Here is a 24,823-nt window from a genome sequence, read left to right as displayed (position 1 = left end):
CAGGAGCGACTGGACTTCCCACACCTCCTCCGATGATCAGTCGGAAGACATGACGCCTGTTTAAGGGCGCCAGGTCCAGATACAAGGAGCGGCTTCAGCCGCGACCAGCGTTAATGGGAACGCCCGTCGCGGCTGAAACCGCTCCTACAAGGACAAAGCAAGCTGCGTCCGGCGGAGTGATAAGGAAACGGCTAACGAAGGTGCACTTCAACCGCTGCACCATCGCACTAAGGGGAACCGAAGCGCCCCATACCAATGGCAAGCCGCCTCGCCATCATCGCGATCGGCGAGCACTCACTTGCCGCGCAGCATTCCCAGCAAGGCCTCGGCCGCCGCTTCGGACGAGGCCGGATTCTGCCCAGTGACCAGGCGGCCGTCCTCGACCACATGCACGCCCCAGTCGGCGACCTTGCTGTACTGCCCGCCCAGGTGCTGCAGTTCGTCCTCGACCAGGAACGGCACCACGTCGGTCAGGCCGACCGCGGCTTCCTCGCCATTGGTGAAGCCGGTGACGCGGCGGCCCTTCACCAGGGGCGCGCCATCGGCCGCGGTCACCCGACGCAGCACACCCGGCGCATGGCAGACGAAGCCGATCGGCTTGTCGGCACGCGCAAATGCTTCGATCAGGGCAATCGAATCGCGGTCTTCGGCCAGGTCCCACAGCGGGCCGTGGCCGCCCGGATAGAACAGCGCGTCGTAATCGTCCATGCGCACCGACGCCAGCGGCTGGGTGCTGGCCAATTGCTGCTGCGCCGCCGGGTCGTCCTTGAAGCGGCGCGTGGCTTCGGTCTGCGCGTCCGGCGCATCGCTCTTCGGGTCCAGCGGCGGCTGCCCGCCCTTGGGCGAGGCCAGCGTGATCTCGGCGCCGGCATCCTTGAACGTGTAGTACGGCGCGGCGAATTCTTCCAGCCAGAAGCCGGTCTTTTTGCCGGTATCGCCCAGCCGGTCGTGCGACGTCAGCACCATCAGGATCTTCATGCGGGTCTCCTCGTGAGGGGAAGCGGCCATGCGGGGGCAGGCCAGGCGCCGCAGTATCGGCAGCCACACATTCGCGGCGGGTGAGCGTCACGCGGCACCGTTCAGTCAAACGCTCGATGCCGCAAGCCCGCCGACGCCACCCGCTACGACGCCAACCTATAGATCCGCTACGGCGGCGTACGAGCGAGATGATCGGGGAGTAAAACACGACCTCGCCCAGGACGAATCGGCCATCGGCCGCCGATGCCAGCACTCGGATACCGACGGGCGTTGGCGCCATCGCTACGCTCTGGGCTTCGATCCAGGTGAGCCGCATGGCGTGCAGCATCGGCGCGATGCGGGCGATGGTGCGCTGCGTACGCGCGCAGCCACGCATCGAACTCGGCATGGCCAGGAGAGATACACGGTCAAGCCAGCAGCTCCACGACATGCACCGCACATGGCGATGCAGTCGCGACGGCCACGACAGGGCCCCACCCCACCGCTGGATCAGCAGGGCCTACGGCTCGGCCTGGAGGGCACAGAAAGCCGAAAAAGTGTTCTTCGGCAGCGGCTTTCCGCCGTCGAGAACATCCACACAGGACATCATCGATGCAAGGAAAGCCCGACCATGACACACATCCCTCCACATCTTCCCTCTTGGCCAGCCTTATCTTGTTCGATAGCGACTCTTGAGCATGCAGCTACTTCTTCACGACGAACGTTTCCGGGAGACTCTGAATGACGTCACCCTTGTCATCCATAAAGTCCAACGACGCCTTGCCGCCGGGAGAAACGGACATGACGATCCTGGGCGTTCCGGAATTGTCCGCAAGAATGACAGCGGACGATTTTCCGCGAGTACGTCCGACAAATAGTCTCTGCGTCTGCTGGCCGCCCGCATCCTTCCATTGCTTCAACAACGCATCCTTCTCCGGTCCTTCTGGAGCAGCCAGATACTTTTCATATATCCCCTCGTACTGTTTAGAGAGTCCGCGATCAAACACGGAAAGGCCGGTTTCCATGAATCCGTCTTCCTCGTAGTGATGCAGCGCCAGCTGCTGATCTCCGCCATAGCGATCCATCGAAAGATGCACGCCACCATTGGGCTGCCCATCCTTGTCGACGTTGCCGTCATAGATCAGCCCACCGACCTCGTCGCCTACACCGTTATAGAAGAGCATTCCAGGCATCTTGCTCCTTTCGGTTTTCATGACCTTCCCGTCCATCACCGGATCGGGCAGCAAACCGCGGGCAGCCAACACCATGGATCTCGACCCATCCTCATTGACGATATTGATGCGTTTGACATCGATCTCGGAAAATACCTGCTTGCCGGCAGGGCTTCGGGCACCCATCAGCATTAGCCCCAAAGGAAGAGCGAACGCCACAGCCGAAAAGATCTTCAGAATTCTATTTTGCCTGCGCAACTGCGCGATGACGCCAGCGGCCCCCACATCACTATCCTTGCCTTCCATCATAGACACGCGAGCCTCCTGATTGGCGATAAGTGCACGACCCAGCATAAGTACTTAATTCTTCTTTCTACAAGCAAGACGGACATGAGCAAACCATCGTTCTTGCCAGAGAAAATGCCTCGGACTTCCTTTCGTTTCTTTAAGCAACAAACGGCCGACTGCCCGCAATGCGAGGTTGCGATAGCCCCAGGAACAATGCAGTCGCATTCGACGCGTGCAATCGTCCACGCGGCTGCGTCGCTCCGAATGCCGCCCCGCAGCGGCAACTCCTTCATTTCTGGAGCGATCCCTGCTCCACCTGGTCCATGCGGATGCGGTTGGCGAACAGCGAGAACGCCAGCATCCCGGCCAGGCCGCTCGCCCGTGCCACCCACGTCGGCAACCACCGCGGCGGCGACAGCACCCCGGACTCGAACAGCGGCGCGAACGCGGCTACATCCTCCAGCGCCATCTTGCCGGCGAACAGCCAGCGGCACAGCGGCAGCCGATCGCGCTGCAGCGCCTGGCGGAAGAAGGTATGCACCGACACCAGCCCGCGCAGGTACACGGTGTCCTTGGTGAAGGCAGCGCCGCCGGTGGTCGGCACGCCGCGGAACACCCGCTGCGCCGAGGAGAAACTCTCCGCCGGCGACTGGCCGGCCGCATCGAAATAGCGGAACACCTCGATGAAGTCGGCACCGTCGCGGGCCAGCGCGATCGCCTCGATGCGTAGGCTGATCCGCTTCATCCGCGCGATGTCGATGCTGCCGGTGATCTGCTCGGCGAACGTCGCCAGCCCCTCCTGCGTGGCGGTCGTGCGCGGCGAGGATAGCGCCAGGCTCGGCAACTGCGCCTGTTGCCGGCCGTTGAGCGCGGTCAGCGAATGCACCAGCGCCTCGTGGTGGAACAGTTGCGCGCGGTCGTAGTCGCTGAAGTGCGCGCCGGAGCGCAGGCGGATGCGCTGCGCGCCGGCGGCGGCCTTGGCCAGCAGGTCCGGATCCAGTTCCACCGTGATCACCCGCGTGCCGAAGAACTCATCCAGGTCGCGCTGCAGCAGCAGGCGCAACGCGGTGGCCGAGACCGGCACCTGTTCCTCGGCCGAGAACAGCTCGCGGTCCAGCTCTTGGGCGATGCGGATGAAGTGGCCGGCGGCCTCGCGGGTGGTGGGACCGTGACCAGGCATCGGGTCGTCCGGCACCCCGAACAACTGTGCCGAGTACGTGCCCACCGCCGGCGTGCCGAGCGCTTCCAGCAGGGCCGCGGCCAGATCCCAGCTGTGCACCGAGGCCTGCAGGTAGGCACCGAGCGGATGCGCCGGATCGGCGGCCTGGGCGATCGCCGCCAACTCGCGGCGGGTGTCGGTGAAATCCAGCCTGGGGTAGTCCACCTGCGGCAACTGCGGCTGCCCGCGCGCCACGCTCTCCAGGAACGGCGCCTGCAACGCCACCGGCCAACTGGCCAGGGCCAACAGCCGGATGCCGCGCACCGCCTTGACCAGCCGCACATCGAGCGCGGCGTGGTGGCGGATCTCGGTGGGCAGTGCGCGCTTGGCCACGACTGGCGTCAGCGGCGCAGGGTGCGTGGTGGCGGCCGCTTGCCACCTGGTTTGCCGCCACCCGGTTTGCCGCCGCTGGGCTTGCCGCTGCGGCCGGCGGCCGCGTTCTGCGCCTGGCGCTGCGCCAGCTTGCCGGCGGCGCCAGCGACCTCGTCGCGCAGCTTCAGGTAATTGGCCAACCGCGCCTCCTCGATCTCGCCGCGCTCGATCGCAGCCTGCACCGCACAGCCCGGTTCGGCCAGGTGCGCGCAGTCGTTGAAGCGGCACTGCGCGGCCAGCGCCTCGATGTCGGCGAAACCGCCTTCGGCCAGGTCTTCCTCGCCGGTGGGCTTGAGTTCGCGCATCCCGGGCGTGTCGATCAGGCAGGCGCCGGACGGCAGCGGCAGCAGCGCGCGATGGGTGGTGGTGTGGCGGCCGCGCGAGTCGGTGGCGCGCACCGCCGCAGTGCGCATCTTCTGCACGCCGAGCAAGGTGTTGGTGAGGGTGGACTTGCCGGCACCGGACGAGCCCACCAGCACCGCGGTCTGCCCTGGCCCCAGCCACGGCCGCAGCGCGTCGACGCTGTCGGCCTGGCGCGCGTTGACCGTGAGCAGCGGAATCGACTGCGCCGCCAGTTCCTCCAGCACCGCCAGCGCGTCGTCTGCGTATTCGGTGAGATCGGCCTTGGTCAGCACCACCACCGGCGCCGCACCGCCGCCGCCGACCAGCAGCAGATAGCGCTCGATCCGGCGCGGGTTGAAGTCCGCATCCAGGCCGCAGACGATGAAGACCGTATCGATGTTGGCCGCGATCACCTGCTGGTGGTAGTGCTCGCCGGCGGCGCCGCGCTTGATCGCGGTGCGCCGCGGCAGCAACGCGACGATGCGCGTGTCCTCCAGCAACACCCAGTCGCCGACCGCGGCGCGTTCGTGGCTGGGAAAGCGCGGCCGCTGCCAGTCCGGCAGCGATTCGACCTTGAAGCCGGTGTCCACCGCGTCGGCGACCACGTAGCCGGTGCGGTGCTGCTCCACCACCCGCGCCGGCCGCGCCTGCGGATGCGCGTCGAACAACGCGCGCCAGGCCGGCTCCTCGGGCATTCCGGGCCAGGGCCAGCCGATGGGGCGCAACGCGTCGAAGTCGATCGGGGAGGAGGTCATGCGCGGATTCTAGAGGGTGCGCCACGCTTGAGGTGAGCGCAGTGCGTCCGCCGGCAAACGCGCAGGGTGGCGCCTGGCGTGGCTGACCGCCTCGCCGCGACGATACGGCGCGCGGCAGGGTGGCTTCCCGGGATTGGCCAGCGACAGCGCAGGACCCGCGCGACACGTGTGTTGGCGCCACGCGGGCCAGCCACGCGCCGCGCCCGTTGCAGCGCCGAGCGTGGAGGCCAGTCGCCGTAGACGGCCCGCCACCACGGCGCCCCTCCGCCCCGCCGCGGTGTCACATTTCCGCTACCATGCAGGTCCCACGCCCCACCGGCCAATGCGATGCCCACCCTGCCGATCAAGCCGCTCGCGATCCGCGAACGCCTGTCCGAAGTCCGCTACGAGATCCGCGGCGAACTGGCACGGCGAGCCCGCGAGCTGGAGGCCCAGGGGCGCAAGCTGATCAAGCTCAACATCGGCAATCCCGGCGCGTTCGGCTTCCGTGCCCCGGAACATCTGCAGCGCGCGATCGCCGACGACATGGGTCGCACCGATCCCTACACCCACCAGCAGGGCCTGCCGGAGGCGCGCGAGGCGATCGCCGCGGCCTACGCCCGGCGCCAGCATCCGGACGCGCACCCGGACCGCATCTTCGTCGGCAACGGCGTCAGCGAGCTGATCGATCTGTCGCTGCGCGCGCTGCTCAACCCGGGCGACGAAGTGCTGGTGCCCTCGCCGGACTACCCGCTGTGGTCGGCCGCCACCATCCTCAACGACGGCCGCCCGGTGTACTACCGCTGCGCGCCGGAGAACGGCTTCCAGCCCGACCCGGTGGAGATCGAGACGCTGGTGTCCTCGCGCACCCGCGCCATCGTGCTGATCAACCCGAACAACCCCAGCGGCGCCAGCTATTCGCGCGCGTTGCTGGAGAAGATCGTCGCCATCGCGGTCAAGCACAACCTGCTGCTGATGGTCGACGAGATCTACGACCAGGTGCTGTACGACGCTGCGGAATTCGTGTCGGTGGCGCCGCTGGCCGGCGCGCATCCGTGCATCAGCTTCGGTGGCCTGAGCAAGGTGCACCGCGCCTGCGGCTGGCGCGTGGGCTGGGCGCTGCTGTCCGGCGACGCCGAGCGCGTCGGCGATTTCCGCAACGCCATGGACCTGCTGGGCGCGCTGCGCCTGTGCGCCAACGTCCCCGGCCAGTTCGCGATCGATGCCGCGGTCAACGGCCCGGACACGATTTCGCCGCTGTGCGCACCCGGCGGGCGCCTGTACGAAACCCGCCGCGCGGTGATCGAGGCCTGCGCGGCCAGTGAACACCTGTCGCTGGTGCAGCCGGCCGGCGCGCTGTACGCGTTCCCGGCCGTGGTCGGCGCCGCAGCGCGTGGGTTCGACGATCACGCCTTCGCCCTGGAACTGATGGAACAGGAAGGCGTGCTGGTGGTGCCCGGCTCCAGCTTCAACGTGCCCTACCGGCACCATTTCCGCGTCACCCTGCTGCCGGAGGCGGCCACGATGCGCGAGGTGTTCGCGCGCATCGACCGGGTGCTGGCGCGCCGTGCCGAGGATGCCACCAAGGTGGTGCCGCTGAAGCCGCGGGCGGCTGTGGGGCGGTGAATCGGAAATGGGGAAGCGGGAATGGGCAAGGCGCGCCGGTTGGCGCGGCTGAGCACATGAGCGGCCATGTTTCGACGGTCGCTGCGCGATGAACGCATCCATTTCGGCGCCCCAGCACCACGCGCACTTGCGTTACCTGGCGCTCGGCGATTCCTACACGATCGGCGAAGGCGTTGACGCCGACGGACGCTGGCCGATGCAACTGGCCGCGGCGCTGCGCCGCGACGGCATTGCCCTGGCCGATCCGCAGATCGTCGCCACTACCGGCTGGACCACCGACGAACTGGACGCCGGCATCGATGCAGCCGCGCCGCAGGGACCGTTCGACCTGGTGACGCTGCTGGTCGGCGTCAACAACCAGTACCGCGGCTATCCGCTCGACGACTACCGCGCGCAGTTCGACGCGCTGCTGCAGCGCGCGATTGCCTTCGCCGACGCGCGGCCGCAGCGGGTGCTGGCGGTGTCGATCCCGGACTGGGGCGTGACCGCCTTCGCACAGCCGCCCGCGCACGATCCGGCGCGCATCGCCGTGCAGATCGATGCCTTCAACGCTGCCGCGCAGGCCTGCTGCGCCGCACGCGCGGTGCGCTTCGTCGACATCACCGGTTGCAGCCGCGATGGCGGTGGCGCTCCGGCGATGCTGGCGGCCGACGGGCTGCATCCCTCGACGGCAATGTATGCGCGCTGGACCGCGCTGCTGTTGCCGGCGGCCCGCGATGCGTTAGCCTAACTAGCACACGACGCCCGCTGCCAAGGACCGACATTGCGCGACGCCAGCACCACCCAGCCCATGACCCGCCCGCAGGCCCTGGCCATCGCCCGTGCCTTCCTGCCCACGCATCCGCTGGGCAACCGCTACGACTACTACTACACGCGCACCAAGCTGCGCACCGATCCGCTGTATCCCGGTGTGCTCGCCGCGCTGCGCGGCACCGACGCGCCGGTGCTGGACCTGGGCTGCGGGTTGGGTCTGCTCGCGCACGCGCTGCGCGCCGACGGCCAGCGCCAGCGCTACCACGGCGTGGACATCGATGCGGCCAAGATCCGCCGCGCCGCGGCCATCGCCGCGCGCAACGGGCTGCAGGACACGCAGTTCGCGGTCGTCGACCTGGGCCAGTCCTGGCCCGAGCACCACGGCAGCGTCGCGATCCTGGACGTGCTGCAGTACCTGGACCGCGACATGCAGTCCAACCTGATCCGCAGCGTGGCGCGGATGCTCACGCCCGGCGCCAAGCTGGTGATCCGCAGCGGCCTGGGCGATGCCAGCGGCCGCGGCCGCACCAGCCGCATCACCGACGTGCTCGCGCACCTGGCCGGCTGGATGCAGGAGTTGCCCAAGGCCTACCCCACCCGCGACAGCCTGCAGGCCCAGCTCGACGACGCCGGCCTGCGCGCCAGCTTCGCGCCGCTGTACGGCAATACGCCGTTCAACAACTGGTTGATCGTGGCGGAGCCGCGCTGAGGCGGCCCCTGCCGCGCGCGCAAGCCGCCTCCCCACGCCTGCGCGCCTCGGCGGCGCGACGCTCCTCCCCCCCCACGGAATCCCCATGACATCCCCCACGCTTCCGCCCTATTCCGGGCTCGGCATCGCCGCGTTTGCGGTCAGCCTGATCGCTGCCGTTCTGACCCTGGCCTTGGTCGGCGTCTCCGCCGCGCTGGTGTATTACCAGCCCGCCAGCCTGGACGAAGACGCACCGCTGGCGATGCTGGTCGGCATGGCGATGATGGTCGGCGTGATCGCCGAACTGGCCGCCGCAGCGCTCGGCATCGGCTGCCTGTTCCAACGCGACCGCAGGAAACTGTACGGTGTGCTCGGCCTGGTCTTCGCGGTCGCGACCCTGGTCGGCATCACCGCGCTGATCGTTTTTGGGCTCGTCCAGGGCGGCTGAGTCCCGCGAACCGCACGCCGCGGGCGACGCGGCGCGGGCCTACCGGCATGGTCGGTCGGCGCTCGGCATGGCCATCGCGCCGACTGGCGGCGCTAGCCCGGCAATGCGCTGCCGAGGCCGCGCTCGCGCATCGCCTGCAACACGCCCTCCACGATCGCCGGGTTGTGCCCGTGCGCCGCGCCTTCGTGCAGCAGCACGATGGCGCCGGGCCGCAGGTCGCGGGCGATGCGCGCGACGGTGACCGCGGGGTCGCAGCGCACGCCATCGAATCCGCGCGCGCTCCAGGCCACCCGGGTCAGGCCATGCCGGCGCAGCGGTGCGGCGACGAAGGGATTGGTCATGCCCACCACCGAGCGGTACCAGCGTGGCGCGGTGCCGGCGATCGCCGCCAGCGTCTGCTGCGCCTGGCCGATTTCCTGCGCCATGCGCCGCGGCCCCAGGGCCCAGAACCAGGCTTGCGGATGGTGCTGGCTGTGGTTGCCGATGCCGTGGCCGCGGCGCAGGATCTCGCGCACCAGCTGCGGGCGCGCGGCGGCGCGGGCGCCGACCAGGAAAAAGGTGGCCTTGGCCTGATAGCGATCGAGCAGGTCCAGGATCGCCGCGGTGTCGTCGGAGGGGCCGTCGTCGATGGTCAGCCACACCTGCGGCGCGCTGCCGGGCAGGCGGTCCAGCACCGGCGCGTACAGCCGCGCCCGCGGCAGGAACACCGGCAGCACCAGCGCTGCGTGCGACAGCAGCAGCGCCGGCAGCCCGACCCGCCAACCGTAGGCCCACCACAGCGCCGCTACCAGCACCTGCGAGGCCAGCGCCCAGGGCAGCCAGCGATACGGGTGGCGCGGGATGCGATGCAGCGTTTCCGGAACTGTCATGCCCCATGATGCCATGCGGCGTAGAATGACCGGTCCGACTCTGCGACGACTGCCTGCCATGTCCCTCGACCCCGCCCTGCGCTCCCGTATCGAAACGCTGCTCAGCTCCAACCGCGTCGTGCTGTTCATGAAAGGCCAGCCGAGCATGCCGCAGTGCGGGTTCTCCGCCAAGGCGGTGGGCGCGCTGAACGAGCTCGGCGTCGACTTCGCCCACGTCAACGTGCTGGCCGACCAGGACATCCGCGAGGGCATCAAGGTCTATGGCGACTGGCCGACCATCCCGCAGCTGTACGTGGACGGCGAGCTGGTCGGCGGCAGCGACATCATCCTGCAGATGGCCGGCAGCGGCGAACTGAGCGAACTGCTGGGCGTGGCCGCGCCGGACCGCACTCCGCCCTCGATCACCATCACCGACGCCGCCGCCGAGATGCTGCGCGGCGCGCTGGCCGACGCTCCGGGCGCGAGCCTGGCGCTGGCGATCGACGCGCAGTTCCAGCCGAACTTCCAGCTGGCGCCGACCGATCCCAACGCCATCGCCGCCGAGTCCAACGGTCTGCGCGTGCAGTTCGACCTGGGCAGTGCGCGTCGCGCCGACGGCATCACCATCGACTGGGTGGACGACCTGCGCGGTCGCGGCCTGGCGATCGACAATCCCAACGCGCCCAAGCCGGTGCTGGACCTCAGCCCGCGCGACGCCGACGACCGGGTGCGCGCCGGTGGCCTGATCCTGGTGGATGTGCGCCCGCCGGAAGAGCGCGCGGCGGCGGCGGTCAACGTGCCGTTCCGCACCCTCGACGGCGAGCAGCGTGCGCAACTGGAAGCGCTGCCGAAGGACACCGCCCTGGCCTTCCTGTGCCACCACGGTGGCCGCAGCGGGCAGGCGGCCGAGCATTTCCGTTCGCTTGGCTTCACGAAGGTGCACAACGTGGTCGGCGGCATCGACGCCTGGACCGACCAGGTCGACGGCAGCGTGCCGAAGTACTGAGCCACGCACCTCGTGCTGGTTTGCGTCCAGTGTGGACGCGTCGAAAGGGCGATCGAACGATCGCCCTTTTTTGTGCCCGCGTGCCGCGATCGCCACAGCGCGCAAACACGCAAACACGCAAACACGCACACGCGCGCACGCGTAGGAGCGGCTTCAGCCGCGACCGAGCTTTACCGGTAAGGCCAGGTCGCGGCTGAAGCCGCTCCTACCCTGGGCACACACTCGCCTGGCGTCTTGCGCAAGTGCTGACGGCAGCACCGAAGTCCGGCGCTCCCTGTGGGAGGGACTTCAGTCCCGACTGCAGTGACACCCGACGCGCCATTGGCTTCGTCCGCATGAAGTGGCGAACGCGTAGGTCCTGCTCCCTCAACCAGCGAACCCACCCGCATCCAGGAACGCCTGCTCTTCCGGCGTCGTCATGCGCCCCAGCGCCGCATTGCGGTGCGGGAAGCGGCCGAAGCGCTGGATCACGTCCTCGTGCACCACCGCCCACTGCAGCGACTCCGCGTCGCCGAGCGCGCTGAACAGTTCCACCGCCTGGCGTTGCCGCGCGGCGTCCTCGGCATGTGTGTAGGGAAGATAGAAGAACATCCGCAGTTCCGCTTCGGTCTCCTGGTCGAACCCGGCCGCCAGCGCCCGGTCGGCGTAGCGGCAGGCCAGGCCGTCGGTAGCGAAGGCGTGCGCGCTGCCGCGGAACACGTTGCGCGGCACCTGGTCGAGCAACAGCAGCAGCGCCAGCGCGCCCTCGGCGTCGGCCAGCCAGTCGCCGCGTTCGCCGCGCGCGGCGGCGTGGTGCACCTCCAGCAGGTGTTGGCGGACGTTGGCGTCGAAGGAGTCGTTGGCGGCGAACCAGCGTTCGCGGCCGGCGCTGCGCCAGAAGTCCACGACGGTACGCGCAGGGGTGTCGGTCATCGCAATTTCCATGGGCGGCAATCGGCCTGCATAGCAGGTCCGGCGTCGCGGTCCGGTGCAGCCGGCCACGTCGATGCCGCAGCCGCACTTGGCAAGCGCGCCGGCTCGGGCTAGCGTGCGGGCACGGCCGCAACGGCCGCGTCCATCTTCCGGGGAAAATTCGATGCGTCATCTGTTGCTCGCCTGCCTGGGCGTGGCGTTGTGCGGCCCGGCCGCTGCCGCCTCGCGTTTCGTCGACGATCCCTATCCCAGCACCTACCGTGCGCTGCCCTCGGTGCCGGTGCTGATCGAACACGCCACCGTGCTCACCGGCACCGGCGAGCGCCTGGACGATGCCGACGTGCTGCTGCAGGACGGGCGCGTGCAGGCGGTCGGCCGCGCACTGACCGCGCCGGCCAACGCCACCCGCATCGACGGCCACGGCAAGTGGGTCACGCCCGGCATCATCGACGTGCATTCGCACCTGGGCGTGTATCCCAGCCCGGGCGTCAGCGCGCACAGCGACGGCAACGAGGCGACTGCGCCGGTAACCCCGAACGTATGGGCCGAACATTCGATCTGGCCGCAGGATCCGGGCTTCGGCACCGCGCTGGCCGGCGGCGTCACCGCGCTGCAGGTGCTGCCCGGCTCGGCCAACCTGGTCGGCGGCCGCGGCGTCACCCTCAAGAACGTGCCGGCCACCACCTACCAGGCGATGAAGTTCCCCGGCGCGCCGTGGGGCCTGAAGATGGCCTGCGGCGAGAACCCTAAGCGGGTGTACGGCGAGAAAGGCGGCCCGTCCACGCGCATGGGCAACGTCGCCGGCTACCGCGCGGCCTTCATCGACGCCAGCGAATACCTGCGCAAGAACGCGCCGAAGCAGAAGAGCCCGCCCAAGCGCCACTGGTGGAGCCGCGGCGCCGGCGACAACGACAGCAGCGGCGACAGCGGCGGCAAACGCGACCTGAAGCTGGACACGCTGGCCGGCGCCATCAACGGCGACATCCGCGTGCACATCCACTGCTACCGCGCCGACGAGATGACCACCATGCTCGACCTGGCCAAGGAGTTCGGCTTCAAGATCGCCGCGTTCCACCACGGCGTGGAGGCCTACAAGATCGCCGACCGCCTGGCCCAGGAGAATGTCTGCGGCGCACTGTGGGCCGACTGGTGGGGCTTCAAGATGGAGGCCTTCGACGGCATCCAGGAGAACATCGCCCTGGTCGACCGCCCCGCCAACGGCTGCGCGATCGTGCACTCGGACTCGGAGGAAGGCATCCAGCGGCTCAACCAGGAAGCGGCCAAGGCGGTGGCCGCGGGCCGCCGCGCCGGCATGGACATCCCGCCCGAACGCGCGATCCGCTGGCTGACCAGCAACCCGGCCAAGGCGCTGGGCATCGACAAGCAGACCGGTTCGCTGGAGCCGGGCAAGATGGCCGACGTGGTGGTGTGGAACGGCAACCCCTTCAGCTCCTACGCCCTGGCCGACAAGGTCTACATCGACGGCGCGCAGGTCTACGACCGCGCCGACCGCCGCCTGCAACCCACCTCCGATTTCATGCTCGGCCAGGAGGCTGCCCGATGAGCCGCGCCCTACCCTCGCCCCACCGCCTGGCGCAGCGCCTGGCCCTGGCCGCCTGCCTGCTGCTCGGCAGCGCGCCCGGCTTCGCCCAGGACGTGCTGATCCGCGGCGCCACCGTGCACACCGCCAGCGCCCGCGGCACCCTCGCCAATGCCGACGTGCTGGTCCAGGGCGGGGTGATCCGCGCGGTCGGCCCCGGCCTGAGCGCGCCGGCCGGCGTGGCCGTGGTGGAGGCCAGGGGCCGCCCGCTGACCCCGGCGCTGTTCGGCGGCATCACCGAGATCGGCATCGAGGAGGTCTCCGGCGAGGCCTCCACCGTCGACAGCACGCTGACCCTGCCGCACGACCAGCCGATGCGTCCGGAGTTCGACGTGACCCTGGCCTACAACCCCGAGTCGGTGCTGATTCCGGTCGCGCGGGTGGAAGGCATCGGCTTCACCGCGCTGGGCGCCAACACCGGCGGTGCCTTCGTCGCCGGCCAGGGCGCGGTGATGCGCCTGGACGGCGGCGCCGACCCGATCGGCCCGCGTGCGCTGTACCTGCACCTGGGCAGCGATGCGCTGGAACTGAGCGGCAAGTCGCGCGCGGCGCAGTGGATGCTGCTCGACCAGCTGGTGGCCGAAGCGCGTGGGCGCATGCCCGCCGATTCGCCGCATGCGCTGTTGACCCCGGCCGGACACGCGGTGCTGGCGCGCTACCTTGCCGGCCAGGGCCGCATCGTGGTGACGGTGAACCGGGCGGCCGACATCCGCCAGCTGCTGCGCTGGGCGCAGCGCGAGAAGGTGCGCATCGCCATCGCCGGCGGCGACGAGGCCTGGAAGCTGGCGCCGGAACTGGCAAAGGCGCAGGTACCGGTGTTCGTCAACGCACTGGACGACCTGCCGGCCAGCTTCGACCAGATCGGTGCCACCCTGGAGAACGCCGCACGCCTCAATGCCGCCGGCGTGGCGGTGAGCTTCACCCAGGGCGGCGACGGCGCGCACAACGCGCGCAAGCAGCGGCAGTTGGCCGGCAACGCGGTCGCCCACGGGCTGCCGTGGGATGCCGCCCTGGCCGGCCTGACTCGTGTCCCGGCCGAGGCCTTCGGCGTGGGTGACCGCCTGGGCAGCATCGCCCCCGGCAAGCTCGCCGACCTGGTGCTGTGGGAAGGCGATCCGCTGGACGTGGCGCACTACGCCGAGCAGGTCTGGCTGGGCGGCCGCGCCATCCCGATGCGCTCGCGGCAGACCGAACTGCGCGACCGCTACATGCAGCAGAGCGGCGCGCTGCCGAAGGCCTACAGCCACTAGCGTCGCCGGCGGCGCAGGTGCGGCATTGCCCAGGCGTGCCGCACGTCGCTGGCGACGACGTGCGCGAGCGGCGATGCGCCGTACCATGCCGCATACGCCTGCCGCGCGAAAGACGCACGCGCGACGCACCGACCGCGACAGGCCGCGACCAACCGATGCGCGGATCGATGCGTCGGTCGCGCGAGCGCCGACGCCGTGCGCTCAGTTGGCGCCGATGTTGGCCTGGATCCAGGCCCAGCCGTTGCCGCGCACCACCTCGAAGCCGGCCTCGACCACGTGCAGGTACATCGCGTTGCTGAAGCGCCCGTCCTTCGCGCGGTTGGTGTGCAGCCAGTTGAGGAACGGCTTGATGTCGATGTTGAGATTGCCGTTGCTCGGCAGGGTCGGCTGGCCGGCGGTGTTGTGCGGAATGAAGGTGTAGACGTAGTAGCCGGCGGCGCTGTTCATGCCTTCCCACAGATCGAAGGTGTAGCCGCCGGCGCTGATGACGTTGCTGGCGGTGAGCGTGCCGATCGGATACGAGTTGTGGCCGCCCCAGATCATCACTTCGGCCTGCGGGATCGCGCTGGAGGAGACCGTGCTGTCCCAGCGGAAGAACAGGTCGTAGGCGAAATCGCCGGCCAGGTTGCTGCCGCCGGACGAGTACGCGAAGGTCGCCGGCAAGGAGCGCAAGGCCGAGACCTGCCGCGGGAAAGTGCGGTCGGAGGTGGGATTGAAGCCGTAGTGCGAGCCGCGCAGGATCGCCGGATAGCCGTACAGGCTGGCGTTGGGGAAATTGAAGGTCACGGTCATGCTCGGCGTGCTGCCGCTGTGGAAGGTGCCCTGGATGACGTTGTTGGGATCGTTGAAGTTGTTCACCCAGGCGTACTGGTTGCCGTAGACCTGGTAGGGCCCGGCCAGCGCCATCGGCGCAGCGGCGAACAGGGCCGCGGCGAGCAGCGCGCGCACGGACCGCATGCGGCCGCGCAGTGACGGTGCAACGGTGGCGGGAAGGCGCGGCGAAGCGGCGGCGGCGCAAACGGGAGCGGAAGCGTGCATGGCGGTCTCTCCTGGGCGTGCAGGGGCAGCGAAGGTGCTGCCGCGGCGGACGCTAGCAAGGCATGCGCGCCACGAGCTATGACAAGACCCGCGCGCGCCATGCGCCAGCGCAATAGCGCTACCGCGATCCAGGCCGCGGGCGTGGGGCGCTTCACAGGTATCTCGTGCCGGCGAGATTTTCGCCAGGGCATCGTCTACGCAGCGCTGTCGTCGCGACGCCGAAGCGGCACCAGCATTCCGCACTGCACCATGCGCAGCGAGTCGCAGTGGGCACGACGTCGCGATAAGCTGATGGGTCATTGCGGAGAAGCACGATGACGTTGCGCTGGTACTTCGATTTCATCTCGCCGTTTTCCTATCTGCACTGGCAGCAGGTGAAAACGCTTCCGGAGTTCGACCGGATCCGGCCGGTGCCGATCGTGTTCGGCGCGGTGCTGGCGCAGCTGCAGGCGCGCGGGCCGGCCGAGGTGCCGCACAAGCGCGAGTTCACCTATCGCTTCGTGCAGTGGCAGGCGCAGCAGCAGGGCGTGCCGCTGCGCTTTCCGCCGGCGCACCCGTTCAATCCGCTGACCGCGCTGCGCCTGTGCATTGCTGCCGGGACCACGCCGCAAGCCATCGACGCGATCTTCGACTGGCTGTGGCGCGATGGCCACGCCGGCGACGACGCCACGGCGCTGGCGCCGGTCGGCCAGGCGCTGGGCATCGCCGACGTGGCCGCGGCCACCGCCGAGGCTCAGGTCAAGGCGCAACTGCGCGCCAACACCGAGCAGGCGCTGGCGGCCGGCGTATTCGGCGTGCCGACCCTGCAGATCGACGACACCCTGCTGTGGGGCAACGACGCACACGCGCTGATGCGCGCGGTGCTGGCCGACCCGCAGTTGCTGCAGCGCGGCGAGATGGCGCGCCTGGGCGCCCTGCCGGCCGCGGTGCAGCGCGGCGCCTGAGCCGTCTCCATGTCCATCGACATTTTCCCCTCCCGGAGATCCAGCGGATGCGCATCGGCATCGTCGTAGATTCCGCCTGCGATCTGCCGCAGGACTACATCGCCCGACACGACCTGGTGGTCCTGCCGATCAGCGTGCGTCTCGGCGGCACCGTGCTCGCCGATCGCCGCGACGAAGCAGCGACGCTGGAGTTCCTGCATGCGCAGGTCAGCGCGCACGGCGCCGACGCCGAAACCGTGCCGTACAGCGTGGCGCAGATCCGCGAGCTGTTCCTGGGCCGGCTGGTCATCGACTACGACCACGTGTTCTGCCTGACCATCGCCAAGACCCGCAGCCCGATCCACGACCACGCGCAGCAGGCCGGCTTCGCCATCCTCAACGACTACAAGCCGATTCGTCAGGCCGCCGGCCACGCCTCGCCGTTCGCGCTGCGGGTGATCGACACCCAGAACCTGTTCGCCGCACAGGCGGTGGTGGCGGTCGAGGCGGTGCGGTTGCGTGCCGATGGCGCGGGCGTGCAGGCCATCCGCGAGCGGCTGGAGACGCTGGCCGAACACACCCATGGCTACATGATCGCGCGCGACCTGTATTACCTGCGCAGCCGCGCGCGCAGCAAGGGCGACCGCAGCGTCGGCCTGCTCAGCGCCGCGCTCGGCTCGGCCCTGGACATCAAGCCGGTGCTGCACTGCCACCGCGGCGAGACCGCGCCGGTGGCCAAGCTCAAGGGCTTCGACCACGCCGTGCAGACGCTGTTAGGCCTGGCCGCCAAACGCGTGGCGGCCGGGCTGATGACGCCCACGCTGTGCCTGAGCTATGGCGGCGAGCTGGCGGAACTGCACGCCCTGCCCGGCTACGCGGCGCTGCGCCAGGCCTGCGACACCCACGGCGTGGAGCTGCTGGAAAGCGTGATGAGCCTGACCGGCATGGTCAACGTCGGCAAGGGCGCGCTGGTGCTGGGCTTCGCCGGCGAGGCGCTGCGCTTCGGCTGATCCGCGCGTCGGCCACGTCGACGGCGGCGCGCCGCCGGCTCTGCTAGGCTGCGCCGCTTCGTACCGCCCACAAGAGATGCCCATGGCCGTCACCTACTCGATCAGCCTGCCCGATCCCGCCCGTGCCCGCGGCAGCCAGCCGTCGCTGAGCTTCACCGCGCACGGCGCCGACGCCTTCGCCGAACAGTTGCAGGCCGCCCTGAGCGACCCGGCCTGGTTCGAGCGCTGGCGCGCGATGCAGCCGGAGCCGGACGAGGTGGATCCGGCCCTGGGCGTGACCGATCCGGCGGCACGGGTCAGCGGCCGCCAGGACGATCTGCGCATCGACCTGTCCGCCACCACCAGCATCCCCGGCGACATCCTCAAGCAGCGCCTGCGTCTGCTCGCCGGCAGCGGCTGGGAACTGCGCGACGTGCGCTGAGCCGAACGGCACGGCCGCCGCGCTGCGGTGGCCGACGCGAGCGCTGCGCCGCTAGGGTGCGGCGACCGCGCGGCGGGGCCAGGACCAGCGCAGATTGACCGCCAGCGTCCCCAGCACGATCAGCGCCAGGCCGAGCCACTGCACCGGCACCAGCCGGTGGCCGTACAGCAGGTAGTCCAGCAGCAGCGTCACCAGTGGGTAGACGAAGGCGACCACCGCGATCGCCGCCACGTGCAGGTGCCGGTAGGCGCTGTAGAACAGCACGTACACCACGCCGCTGTGGATCACGCCCAGGCCGACCAGCCAGAACCAGTGCCGTCCGGGATGCAGCGCCGCGCTGCTGGAGAAGCCGGCCAGCATCGCCGCACCGACCCAGCACTGCACCGTCACCACCGCCAACGGCCGCTCGCGGCTGATCCGCCGCGACATCAGCAACGACGCGCCGCACAGCAGCGCGCCGAGCAGGGTCAACGCGATGCCGACCAGGTAGCCGCGGTCGGCGCTGGACCACAGCCGCAGTGGATCGGCCGAACAGGCCACGCCGACGAAGGCCAGCAGCGTCCAGCCCAGGTCCGAGCGCCGGCTGCGCTCGCCCTGCAACAGCGCCGCCAGGATCAGCATGACGAACGGAAACACGTGGTAGACCATGGTCGCCACGCCGATCGACGAGCGCGCCATGCCGGCGAACAGCGCCACCCAGTTGAGCACCAGCAGCACGCCGCTGAGCGCAGCGTCGCGCAGCAACGCGCGCTCGCGCCACAGCCCGCGCAACTGTCCGCCGAGCAGGCCGCACACGGTCAGGAACAGCGCCCCGAACAGGCAGCGGTAGAACACCGCGGTCACCGGGTCCTGGCCGCTCTCGTGCACGAACACGCCGACCGAGCCGATCAGCACCTCGGCCAGCAGCAACTGCCACAGCGCGCGCCGTGCCGCGCCCGCAGGCGCTGCCTGCACCGCGCTCACAGCGCAATGGTCCCGTGCAGGTACTGCACGGCCGCGCCGCGCACCTGCACGTGGTCCGGCGTCACCCGGCAGTCCAGTTCGCCGCCACGCGCCGAGGCCTGCCACGCGCGCAGGTCCTGCTTGCCCAGGCGCTGCGCCCACAGCGGCGCCAGCGCGGCGTGGATCGAGCCGGTCACCGGATCCTCGACGCCGCCGTTGGCCGGCCAGAAATAGCGCGATACGAAATCGTGGAAGCGGCCGGGCGCGGTGACCGCGACATCGCGCGGCGCCAGCGCCAGCATCCGCGCCAGGTCCGGCACCACCGCACGCACCTGGGCTTCGTCCGCGTACACGGCGATGTAGGCCTGGGCGTTGCGGTACGCCGCCTGCGGCGCGATCGACAGCGCCTGCGCGAGTTCCTGCGGCACCGTCGCCAATGCGGTCGGCGCCTGGTTCGGGAAGCGCAGGACGAAACGCCCGTCGGCCTCGCGGTCCACCGCCAACTCGCCGACCGCCGCGGCGCGGAACCGCAAGGGCAGCGGCGCCAGGCCCTGGGTGGCGACGACGAAGGCGCTGGCCAGGGTGGCATGGCCACAGAACGCCACTTCGCGCAGCGGCGAGAACCAGCGGATCGCGAACGCGCCATCGGCCTCGCGCACGAAGAACGCGGTCTCCGACAGATTGTTCTCGCTGGCGATGGCCTGCATCAGCGCATCCGGCAGCCAGGCCTGCAGCGGCACCACCGCGGCCGGGTTGCCGCGGAACCGCACCGTGGTGAACGCATCGACGATGAACAGCGGCAGCTGCACGCGCGGCCTCGCGGGAATCGGAAAGGACGCGGCCAGTGTGCGCCCGGCTGGGCGACCAGCACAGAGTCAGATACGCTGCAAATCGACCGATACAGATGAGGCCCGCGCATGCGCCTGTACGAAGCCCTCGCCAGCCAGTTGCGCGACCAGATCGCGCAAGGCACGCTGCGCGCCGGCGAGCGCCTGCCGTCGATCCGGCAACTGGCCGCCGGCCACGGCATCAGCGCCGCCACCGCGGTGCAGGCCTGCCTGCAGCTGGAACGCGAAGGCCGGGTGCAGGCGCGGCCGCGTTCCGGCTACTTCGTGCGCGCCGCGACGACGCCGTTGCCGACCGGCGCCGGCCCGTCGCGACGACGCGCCCCGGGCACAGTCGCCAATCCCGCGTTGCAAGGCGTGCTGGACATGCTCGCGCGTTCGGACCTGGTGCCGCTGCACACCGCCACGCCGGCGGCGGCGCTGCTGCCCGGCGCGCACCTGGCCAGCGCACTGGCGCGGCAGCTGCGCCGCCAGCGCAGCGCCGCGCTCGACTACGCACCACCGCAGGGCCACGCCGCGCTGCGCCGGCAGATCGCGCAACGCTACGCGCACTGCGCCACCGCCGTGGCCGCCGACGAGGTGGTGGTGACCGCCGGCGCGATGGAGGCGATCAGCCTGGCGCTGCGCACCCTCACCGGGCCCGGCGACGTGGTGCTGGTCGAGACCCCGACCTACCACGGCATCCTGCAAGCGGTGGCGGCGCTGCGGCTGAAAGTGCTGGAGGTGCCCAACCGGCCCGGCCAGGGCATCGACGCCGCGCGCCTGGACGCGCTGCTGCAGCGCACGCCGGCGCGCGCCGCGGTGCTGGTGCCGAACTTCAACAATCCGCTCGGCAGCCTCACGCCCGACAGCGCCAAGCGCAGCCTGCTCGACAGTTGCGCACGCCACGGCACGGTGGTGATCGAGGACGACATCTACGGCGAACTCGACTGGTCGGGACAGCGCCCACGGCCGCTGCGCCATTTCGACACGCACGGCAACGTGATCACCTGCGGCGCCTTCTCCAAGGTGCTGGCGCCCGGCCTGCGCGTGGGCTGGCTGCTCGGCGGCGCCTGGACCGACGCGCTGGTGCGTGCCAAATACTTCTCCACCATCGGCGGCGCCAGCCTGCCGCAACTGGCCCTGGCCGACTACCTGGAGCGGCACGACCTGGAACGCCACCTGCGCAAGCTGCGCCGCACCCTGGCCGACAACGGCCAGCGCCTGCGCGAGGCAGTGCTGCGGCACTGGCCGGCCGGCACCCGCATCGGCGACCCGGCCGGCGGCCTGTCGCTGTGGCTGCAACTGGCCGACGCCGGCAGTGGCCAGGCGCTGTTCGAGGCCGCCCTGGCCGAGGGCATCGGCACCTCGCCCGGGCATCTGTTCTCCAGCCGCGGCGACTACGCCGACCACCTGCGGCTGAGCTGCGGCCAGCCGTGGAGCGAGACCCTGGAACACGCGATGCGGCGGCTGGGCGCGCTGGCTGCACGGCTGTCGCGCTGAACTCGGCGTCCAGCGCTGCGCCGCATTCCACACGCTAGGCACGCGCTGCCAGCGCTTGCCTCCCAATCGACTGCAAGGCGTCCTGCCCCGCCTCCGAGCGAGGCGATGCATCCGAATCCATGCACGAGCGCCGGCCGGTCGCGGCGATCGCCCGCGCAGTGGGACACGACCGTGGTGACGTCATCCGACGCAACGGCGCAACGCGATCGACGGCAGTCAGGAGCGGCTTGCGCTATGGCGTCGCCGCGCCGATCGCCAACGCCACGCAGGCACCAAACAGCGTGCAGGCAAGCATCGCCACCGCGCTGAGCGGGCTACGCCAGCGCTGCCAGGGGAGCAGCAAGATGCGACGGCAAGACATGGCGCGGCTCCGATCCAGGGACGTGGCGAGGGCGAACCCTGCGCAATCTAGCCAGCGCCCGTCTCAGCAGGCGCGAACGCGGTCGCACAACCGCGTGAAGGGCGATTCGCGCCCCCTGTTTGTTTACGAGACCGGCCACGCGGCGCCTGTCGTGGTCACCGGCCTGTCATCTGCGCGCCCGGCAAGGGGCCGGCGGCGCTGCTCGCGTGCCGTCGCGCCGGCACCGTGCAGCACGGCCAGAGGCGACGGCGCGGAAGGCCGGTGCGTCACCGACAGCCCCGCGCGCGGCACCCTGCCCGGCGGTCCGCGTCGTGCGCGACCGCCGGCGGAGCGCGCTCAGCCCTGCAGCGCGCGTGCGTGCAAGGCGATGTGCTCGCCGATGAAGCTGCCGATGAAGTAGTAGCTGTGGTCGTAGCCGGGCTGCACGCGCAGGGTCACCGGATAACCCGCTGCCTCGGCGGCGGCCTGCAGCAGCTGCGGACGCAACTGCTTCTCGAGGAACTCGTCGCCGCCGCCCTGGTCGATCAGCAGCGGCAGGCGCTCGCTGGCGCTGCCGATCAGCACGCTGGCGTCGTATGCCTGCCATTGCGCGCGGTCCTCGCCCAGGTAGGCGGTGAACGCCTTCTCGCCCCACGGCACCTGGGTCGGCGCCACGATCGGCGAGAACGCCGACACGCTGCGGTAGCGGCCGGGATTCTTCAGCGCGATGACCAACGCGCCGTGGCCGCCCATCGAATGCCCGCTGATCGCGCGGCGGCCGTTGTGCGGGAACTGCGCTTCGATCAGCGCCGGCAGTTCCTGCACCACGTAGTCGTACATGCGGTAGTGCGCAGCCCACGGCGCCTGCGTGGCGTTGACGTAGAAGCCGGCGCCCTTGCCCAGGTCGTAGCCCTCGGCATCGGCGACCTGCTCGCCACGCGGACTCGTGTCGGGCGCGACCAGGATCACCCCGTGCTCGGCCGCATAGCGCTGCGCGCCGGCCTTGGTGATGAAGTTCTGCTCGGTGCAGGTGAGGCCGCTGAGCCAGTACAGCACCGGCAGCGTGGCGTGCTCGGCCTGCGGCGGCAGGTACACGGCCACCTGCATGGGGCAGCCGAGCACGGCCGAATCGTGGCGATAGACGTCCTGCCAGCCGCCGCAGCAGGCGTGGTGTTCGATGCGTTCCATGGACAGTTCCGTAGAGAGAGCGCCTGCGGCCGCGACCGGCCGCAGGCGGGGATGCCGCGACGCGCCGAACGGCGACGCGCGCGGCAACGGGCTTCAGTGCAGCACGCCGTTCTTGCGCGCCACGTGGGTGGAGATCGCGTCCATCAGCGGCGGCGACAGGCAGTCGTACGGTTCCAGCTGCAGTTCGCGCAGGCGCTTGCGTACCCCGTCCATCGCCTCCGGGGGCGTGCCGCTCTCGATGATCGACGACACGAACGCGGCGAAGCCCGGTGCCGACCAGCCCTGCTGCGGCGACAGTTCGGTATGCACGAAATCCAGGCCGTAGAACGGATGCTCGGTGTTCTCGATGCGCCCGTACATGTGCACGCCACAGCCGGTGCAGGCGTGACGACGGATCGTCGCGCTCTCGTCCACCACCTTCAGCTTCTCCGGATGCGCGGTGACCTTGACCTTGTCGCGTGCCACCACCGCCACTACCGAGAAGGTCGCGCCCTTCGGCTTCCAGCACTTGGTACAGCCGCAGGCATGGTTGTGCGCGGTCTGCGCACCCACGTCCACCACCACCTTGTCGCTGGCGCAGTGGCATTCCAGGGTGCCGCCCTGGAACTGCTCCGCGCCGGCACGCACGCCGGCATCCACCGACGGATGAATCGTCACAGTACTCATCTTTCCCCCTCCCGGGTTCGTTGCGTCGCTGCAATGCGCGGAAACGGCCGCGCGCCGGACTGACCTTCGGGTCAGAAGTGGATGACGGTGCGGATCGACTTGCCCTCGTGCATCAGGTGGAAGGCTTCGTTGATCTCGTCCAGCGGCAGGGTGTGGGTGATGAACGGATCGAGGTCGATCTCGCCGTGCATCGCCTGCTCCACCATGCCGGGCAGCTGGGTGCGGCCCTTGACCCCGCCGAACGCGCTACCGCGCCAGACGCGGCCGGTGACCAGCTGGAACGGACGCGTGCTGATTTCCTGGCCGGCGCCGGCCACGCCGATGATGACGCTCTCGCCCCAGCCCTTGTGGCAGCACTCCAGCGCCGAACGCATCACGTGCACGTTGCCGATGCACTCGAAACTGAAGTCCACGCCGCCGTCGGTCAGCTCGACGATGACCTCCTGGATCGGCTTGCTGTAATCCTTCGGGTTGATGCAGTCGGTGGCGCCCATGCTGCGCGCCAGTTCGAACTTGCCCGGATTGGTGTCGATGGCCAGGATGCGCCCGGCCTTGGCCTGCACCGCGCCCTGGATCACCGCCAGGCCGATGCCGCCCAGGCCGAACACCGCGACGCTGTCGCCTTCCTTCACCTTGGCCGTGTTGTGCACCGCGCCGATGCCGGTGGTGACGCCGCAGCCGAGCAAGCACACCTTTTCCAGCGGCGCCTCGGGATTGACCACGGCGAGCGAGATCTCCGGCACCACCGTGTACTCGCTGAAGGTGCTGCAGCCCATGTAGTGGTAGATCGGCTGGCCGTTGTAGGAGAAGCGCGTGGTGCCGTCGGGCATCAGGCCCTTGCCCTGGGTGGCGCGCACCGCCTGGCACAGGTTGGTCTTGCCGGACAGGCAGAACTTGCACTTGCGGCATTCGGCCGTGTACAGCGGGATCACGTGGTCGCCGACCTTGACGCTGGTCACGCCCTCGCCCACCGCTTCGACGATGCCGCCGCCCTCGTGGCCGAGCACCGCCGGGAAGATGCCTTCCGGGTCGTCGCCGGACAGCGTGAACGCGTCGGTATGGCATACGCCGGTGTGGGTGATGCGCACCAGCACCTCGCCCTGGCGCGGCGGCTCGACATCGATCTCCACGATCTGCAGCGGCTGGCCGGCTTCGAAGGCAACGGCGGCTCGGGATTTCATGCGATTTCTCCTGGCTGAGGAAATGGGTGTGGGGTATGGATCACTTGAGATAGGAGCGGACCAGCATGCCCATCTCGCGCACGCGCGCGGCGCGCTGCGCGTCGGAGCTGGCGGGCTGGCCGAATTCTTCGCGAACGTGGGCTTCCATCACCTCGGACATGAGGCCGTTGACCGCACCGCGGATGGCGGCGATCTGCTGCAACACCGCCGCGCACTCGGCGCCGCCCTCGAGCGCGCGCTCCAACGCTTCGGTCTGGCCGCGCAGGCGGCGGATGCGGGCGAGGACGCGCTTCTTCTCGTGCGGGGTATGCGGCATGCGACGGGGAACCCGGGAACTATACTGGGGGATAGTATTCCCGCAGCCGGCAAAAGGGAACGCCCGGACCGCCCCGCAGCCCGTCGGCGCGTCCCCGGCCGCCGCCGGAGACCCCGCCAGCGCAGGTGCCGGCGCATGGCAACGCATGTCGGCACAGGACACGAACCGGCCATGTTCGCGCCCCTGGCGCTGCCTATGATGGCCATGCGTTCAAGCGCGGCCCCCGGCTCCGGCGGCCACGTCCCTGTCCGCCCCA

General features: G+C 69.9%; 24 protein-coding genes. 11 read left to right on the top strand and 13 right to left on the bottom strand.

The genetic code is table 11. The annotated features are described in order from the left end of the window. Positions 1-294 precede the first annotated feature (294 nt). The 4 genes from FHR66_RS14235 to rsgA all read right to left on the bottom strand — a co-directional run bounded on the left by FHR66_RS14235 (position 295) and on the right by rsgA (position 5,105). On the bottom strand, positions 295-978 hold the full coding sequence (locus FHR66_RS14235; protein ID WP_160966902.1) for a type 1 glutamine amidotransferase domain-containing protein: 684 nt from the start codon (positions 976-978) through the stop codon (positions 295-297). A gap of 683 nt (positions 979-1,661) precedes the next feature. After that, the gene (locus tag FHR66_RS14230; protein ID WP_160966900.1) at positions 1,662-2,444 is read right to left on the bottom strand and encodes a hypothetical protein; all 783 of its coding nucleotides are present in this window, start codon (positions 2,442-2,444) and stop codon (positions 1,662-1,664) included. A gap of 262 nt (positions 2,445-2,706) precedes the next feature. Further along, a complete protein-coding gene (locus FHR66_RS14225; RefSeq protein WP_160966898.1) occupies positions 2,707-3,969 on the bottom strand; it encodes a flavohemoglobin expression-modulating QEGLA motif protein in 1,263 nt (420 codons plus the stop codon). A gap of 8 nt (positions 3,970-3,977) precedes the next feature. Next, a complete protein-coding gene (rsgA, locus tag FHR66_RS14220) occupies positions 3,978-5,105 on the bottom strand; it encodes a ribosome small subunit-dependent GTPase A (RefSeq protein WP_160966897.1) in 1,128 nt (375 codons plus the stop codon). Between the two features lie 327 nt (positions 5,106-5,432). Here rsgA and FHR66_RS14215 point away from each other — a divergent pair, with 327 nt between their 5' ends. From FHR66_RS14215 to FHR66_RS14200, 4 genes are all read left to right on the top strand, one after another. Then, positions 5,433-6,710, top strand: coding sequence for a pyridoxal phosphate-dependent aminotransferase (locus FHR66_RS14215; RefSeq protein WP_160966896.1), 1,278 nt, complete (start codon positions 5,433-5,435; stop codon positions 6,708-6,710). 88 nt (positions 6,711-6,798) lie between these two features. Beyond that, positions 6,799-7,440 (top strand): SGNH/GDSL hydrolase family protein, encoded by a 642-nt coding sequence (locus FHR66_RS14210; RefSeq protein ID WP_160966895.1) that lies wholly within the window; start codon positions 6,799-6,801, stop codon positions 7,438-7,440. 60 nt (positions 7,441-7,500) lie between these two features. Beyond that, positions 7,501-8,172: a methyltransferase domain-containing protein gene (locus FHR66_RS14205; RefSeq protein ID WP_160966912.1), complete on the top strand. Its 672-nt coding sequence runs from the start codon at positions 7,501-7,503 to the stop codon at positions 8,170-8,172. Between the two features lie 85 nt (positions 8,173-8,257). Further along, complete coding sequence (locus tag FHR66_RS14200; RefSeq protein ID WP_160966894.1) at positions 8,258-8,599, top strand: hypothetical protein; 342 nt, start codon at positions 8,258-8,260, stop codon at positions 8,597-8,599. A 92-nt stretch (positions 8,600-8,691) separates the two neighbouring features. On the opposite strand, the gene FHR66_RS14195 is transcribed toward FHR66_RS14200, so the two are convergent. Continuing rightward, positions 8,692-9,483 carry a polysaccharide deacetylase family protein gene (locus tag FHR66_RS14195; protein WP_184447133.1) on the bottom strand — a complete coding sequence of 264 codons (792 nt, stop codon included), beginning with the start codon at positions 9,481-9,483 and terminating at the stop codon, positions 8,692-8,694. Between the two features lie 43 nt (positions 9,484-9,526). On the opposite strand from FHR66_RS14195, the gene grxD reads away from it, so the two are divergent. Next, the gene (grxD, locus tag FHR66_RS14190) at positions 9,527-10,453 is read left to right on the top strand and encodes a Grx4 family monothiol glutaredoxin (protein ID WP_160966892.1); all 927 of its coding nucleotides are present in this window, start codon (positions 9,527-9,529) and stop codon (positions 10,451-10,453) included. Between the two features lie 366 nt (positions 10,454-10,819). Here the strand turns inward: grxD and FHR66_RS14185 are convergent, their stop codons facing one another. Next, positions 10,820-11,365: a DUF924 family protein gene (locus tag FHR66_RS14185; RefSeq protein WP_160966891.1), complete on the bottom strand. Its 546-nt coding sequence runs from the start codon at positions 11,363-11,365 to the stop codon at positions 10,820-10,822. A 163-nt stretch (positions 11,366-11,528) separates the two neighbouring features. Between FHR66_RS14185 and FHR66_RS14180 the strand changes: the two genes are divergently transcribed. Continuing rightward, positions 11,529-12,929: an amidohydrolase gene (locus FHR66_RS14180; RefSeq protein WP_160966890.1), complete on the top strand. Its 1,401-nt coding sequence runs from the start codon at positions 11,529-11,531 to the stop codon at positions 12,927-12,929. Further along, entirely contained in the window at positions 12,926-14,215 is a 1,290-nt protein-coding gene (locus tag FHR66_RS14175; RefSeq protein ID WP_160966889.1) for an amidohydrolase family protein, read from the top strand. Before FHR66_RS14180 ends, FHR66_RS14175 begins: the two co-directional genes overlap by 4 nt. A 201-nt stretch (positions 14,216-14,416) precedes the next feature. On the opposite strand, the gene FHR66_RS14170 is transcribed toward FHR66_RS14175, so the two are convergent. Next, positions 14,417-15,253, bottom strand: a complete 837-nt coding sequence (locus tag FHR66_RS14170; protein WP_160966887.1) for a GH12 family glycosyl hydrolase domain-containing protein — start codon at positions 15,251-15,253, stop codon at positions 14,417-14,419. A gap of 314 nt (positions 15,254-15,567) precedes the next feature. On the opposite strand from FHR66_RS14170, the gene FHR66_RS14165 reads away from it, so the two are divergent. The 3 genes from FHR66_RS14165 to FHR66_RS14155 all read left to right on the top strand — a co-directional run bounded on the left by FHR66_RS14165 (position 15,568) and on the right by FHR66_RS14155 (position 17,607). Further along, entirely contained in the window at positions 15,568-16,197 is a 630-nt protein-coding gene (locus FHR66_RS14165) for a 2-hydroxychromene-2-carboxylate isomerase (RefSeq protein ID WP_160966885.1), read from the top strand. Positions 16,198-16,244: 47 nt separating this feature from the next. Continuing rightward, positions 16,245-17,186: a DegV family protein gene (locus tag FHR66_RS14160; RefSeq protein WP_160966883.1), complete on the top strand. Its 942-nt coding sequence runs from the start codon at positions 16,245-16,247 to the stop codon at positions 17,184-17,186. Between the two features lie 82 nt (positions 17,187-17,268). Then, positions 17,269-17,607, top strand: coding sequence for a hypothetical protein (locus FHR66_RS14155; RefSeq protein ID WP_160966881.1), 339 nt, complete (start codon positions 17,269-17,271; stop codon positions 17,605-17,607). A 51-nt stretch (positions 17,608-17,658) separates the two neighbouring features. On the opposite strand, the gene FHR66_RS14150 is transcribed toward FHR66_RS14155, so the two are convergent. Both FHR66_RS14150 and FHR66_RS14145 read right to left on the bottom strand, forming a co-directional pair. Then, on the bottom strand, positions 17,659-18,570 hold the full coding sequence (locus FHR66_RS14150; protein ID WP_160966879.1) for a DMT family transporter: 912 nt from the start codon (positions 18,568-18,570) through the stop codon (positions 17,659-17,661). Further along, positions 18,567-19,358: a PhzF family phenazine biosynthesis isomerase gene (locus FHR66_RS14145; protein ID WP_160966877.1), complete on the bottom strand. Its 792-nt coding sequence runs from the start codon at positions 19,356-19,358 to the stop codon at positions 18,567-18,569. Before FHR66_RS14145 ends, FHR66_RS14150 begins: the two co-directional genes overlap by 4 nt. Positions 19,359-19,466: 108 nt before the next feature. Between FHR66_RS14145 and FHR66_RS14140 the strand changes: the two genes are divergently transcribed. Further along, the gene (locus tag FHR66_RS14140) at positions 19,467-20,876 is read left to right on the top strand and encodes an aminotransferase-like domain-containing protein (protein WP_160966875.1); all 1,410 of its coding nucleotides are present in this window, start codon (positions 19,467-19,469) and stop codon (positions 20,874-20,876) included. Positions 20,877-21,573: 697 nt separating this feature from the next. On the opposite strand, the gene fghA is transcribed toward FHR66_RS14140, so the two are convergent. The 4 genes from fghA to FHR66_RS14120 all read right to left on the bottom strand — a co-directional run bounded on the left by fghA (position 21,574) and on the right by FHR66_RS14120 (position 24,567). Then, the gene (gene fghA / locus FHR66_RS14135; protein WP_160966873.1) at positions 21,574-22,404 is read right to left on the bottom strand and encodes an S-formylglutathione hydrolase; all 831 of its coding nucleotides are present in this window, start codon (positions 22,402-22,404) and stop codon (positions 21,574-21,576) included. Positions 22,405-22,497: 93 nt separating this feature from the next. After that, positions 22,498-23,070 carry an S-(hydroxymethyl)glutathione synthase gene (gfa, locus tag FHR66_RS14130; protein WP_160966871.1) on the bottom strand — a complete coding sequence of 191 codons (573 nt, stop codon included), beginning with the start codon at positions 23,068-23,070 and terminating at the stop codon, positions 22,498-22,500. A gap of 71 nt (positions 23,071-23,141) precedes the next feature. Continuing rightward, the gene (locus FHR66_RS14125) at positions 23,142-24,251 is read right to left on the bottom strand and encodes an S-(hydroxymethyl)glutathione dehydrogenase/class III alcohol dehydrogenase (protein WP_048490914.1); all 1,110 of its coding nucleotides are present in this window, start codon (positions 24,249-24,251) and stop codon (positions 23,142-23,144) included. Positions 24,252-24,291: 40 nt separating this feature from the next. After that, the gene (locus FHR66_RS14120) at positions 24,292-24,567 is read right to left on the bottom strand and encodes a metal/formaldehyde-sensitive transcriptional repressor (protein WP_048490915.1); all 276 of its coding nucleotides are present in this window, start codon (positions 24,565-24,567) and stop codon (positions 24,292-24,294) included. Positions 24,568-24,823 lie beyond the last annotated feature (256 nt).

The organism is Xanthomonas sp. F4, assembly GCF_011761895.1.
The sequence above is the reverse complement of the archived record's forward strand: the minus strand, read 5'-3'. Positions and strand labels throughout refer to the sequence as shown.

Coding starts and splice junctions, on each gene's coding strand:
- FHR66_RS14235 (WP_160966902.1), bottom strand. CDS start 978: ATGAAGATCCTGATGGTGCTGACGTCGCACGACCGGCTGGGCGATACC.
- rsgA (WP_160966897.1), bottom strand. CDS start 5,105: ATGACCTCCTCCCCGATCGACTTCGACGCGTTGCGCCCCATCGGCTGG.
- FHR66_RS14215 (WP_160966896.1), top strand. CDS start 5,433: ATGCCCACCCTGCCGATCAAGCCGCTCGCGATCCGCGAACGCCTGTCC.
- FHR66_RS14210 (WP_160966895.1), top strand. CDS start 6,799: ATGAACGCATCCATTTCGGCGCCCCAGCACCACGCGCACTTGCGTTAC.
- FHR66_RS14205 (WP_160966912.1), top strand. CDS start 7,501: ATGACCCGCCCGCAGGCCCTGGCCATCGCCCGTGCCTTCCTGCCCACG.
- FHR66_RS14200 (WP_160966894.1), top strand. CDS start 8,258: ATGACATCCCCCACGCTTCCGCCCTATTCCGGGCTCGGCATCGCCGCG.
- FHR66_RS14195 (WP_184447133.1), bottom strand. CDS start 9,483: ATGGCATCATGGGGCATGACAGTTCCGGAAACGCTGCATCGCATCCCG.
- grxD (WP_160966892.1), top strand. CDS start 9,527: ATGTCCCTCGACCCCGCCCTGCGCTCCCGTATCGAAACGCTGCTCAGC.
- FHR66_RS14185 (WP_160966891.1), bottom strand. CDS start 11,365: ATGACCGACACCCCTGCGCGTACCGTCGTGGACTTCTGGCGCAGCGCC.
- FHR66_RS14180 (WP_160966890.1), top strand. CDS start 11,529: ATGCGTCATCTGTTGCTCGCCTGCCTGGGCGTGGCGTTGTGCGGCCCG.
- FHR66_RS14175 (WP_160966889.1), top strand. CDS start 12,926: ATGAGCCGCGCCCTACCCTCGCCCCACCGCCTGGCGCAGCGCCTGGCC.
- FHR66_RS14170 (WP_160966887.1), bottom strand. CDS start 15,253: ATGCACGCTTCCGCTCCCGTTTGCGCCGCCGCCGCTTCGCCGCGCCTT.
- FHR66_RS14165 (WP_160966885.1), top strand. CDS start 15,568: ATGACGTTGCGCTGGTACTTCGATTTCATCTCGCCGTTTTCCTATCTG.
- FHR66_RS14160 (WP_160966883.1), top strand. CDS start 16,245: ATGCGCATCGGCATCGTCGTAGATTCCGCCTGCGATCTGCCGCAGGAC.
- FHR66_RS14155 (WP_160966881.1), top strand. CDS start 17,269: ATGGCCGTCACCTACTCGATCAGCCTGCCCGATCCCGCCCGTGCCCGC.
- FHR66_RS14140 (WP_160966875.1), top strand. CDS start 19,467: ATGCGCCTGTACGAAGCCCTCGCCAGCCAGTTGCGCGACCAGATCGCG.
- fghA (WP_160966873.1), bottom strand. CDS start 22,404: ATGGAACGCATCGAACACCACGCCTGCTGCGGCGGCTGGCAGGACGTC.
- gfa (WP_160966871.1), bottom strand. CDS start 23,070: ATGAGTACTGTGACGATTCATCCGTCGGTGGATGCCGGCGTGCGTGCC.
- FHR66_RS14125 (WP_048490914.1), bottom strand. CDS start 24,251: ATGAAATCCCGAGCCGCCGTTGCCTTCGAAGCCGGCCAGCCGCTGCAG.
- FHR66_RS14120 (WP_048490915.1), bottom strand. CDS start 24,567: ATGCCGCATACCCCGCACGAGAAGAAGCGCGTCCTCGCCCGCATCCGC.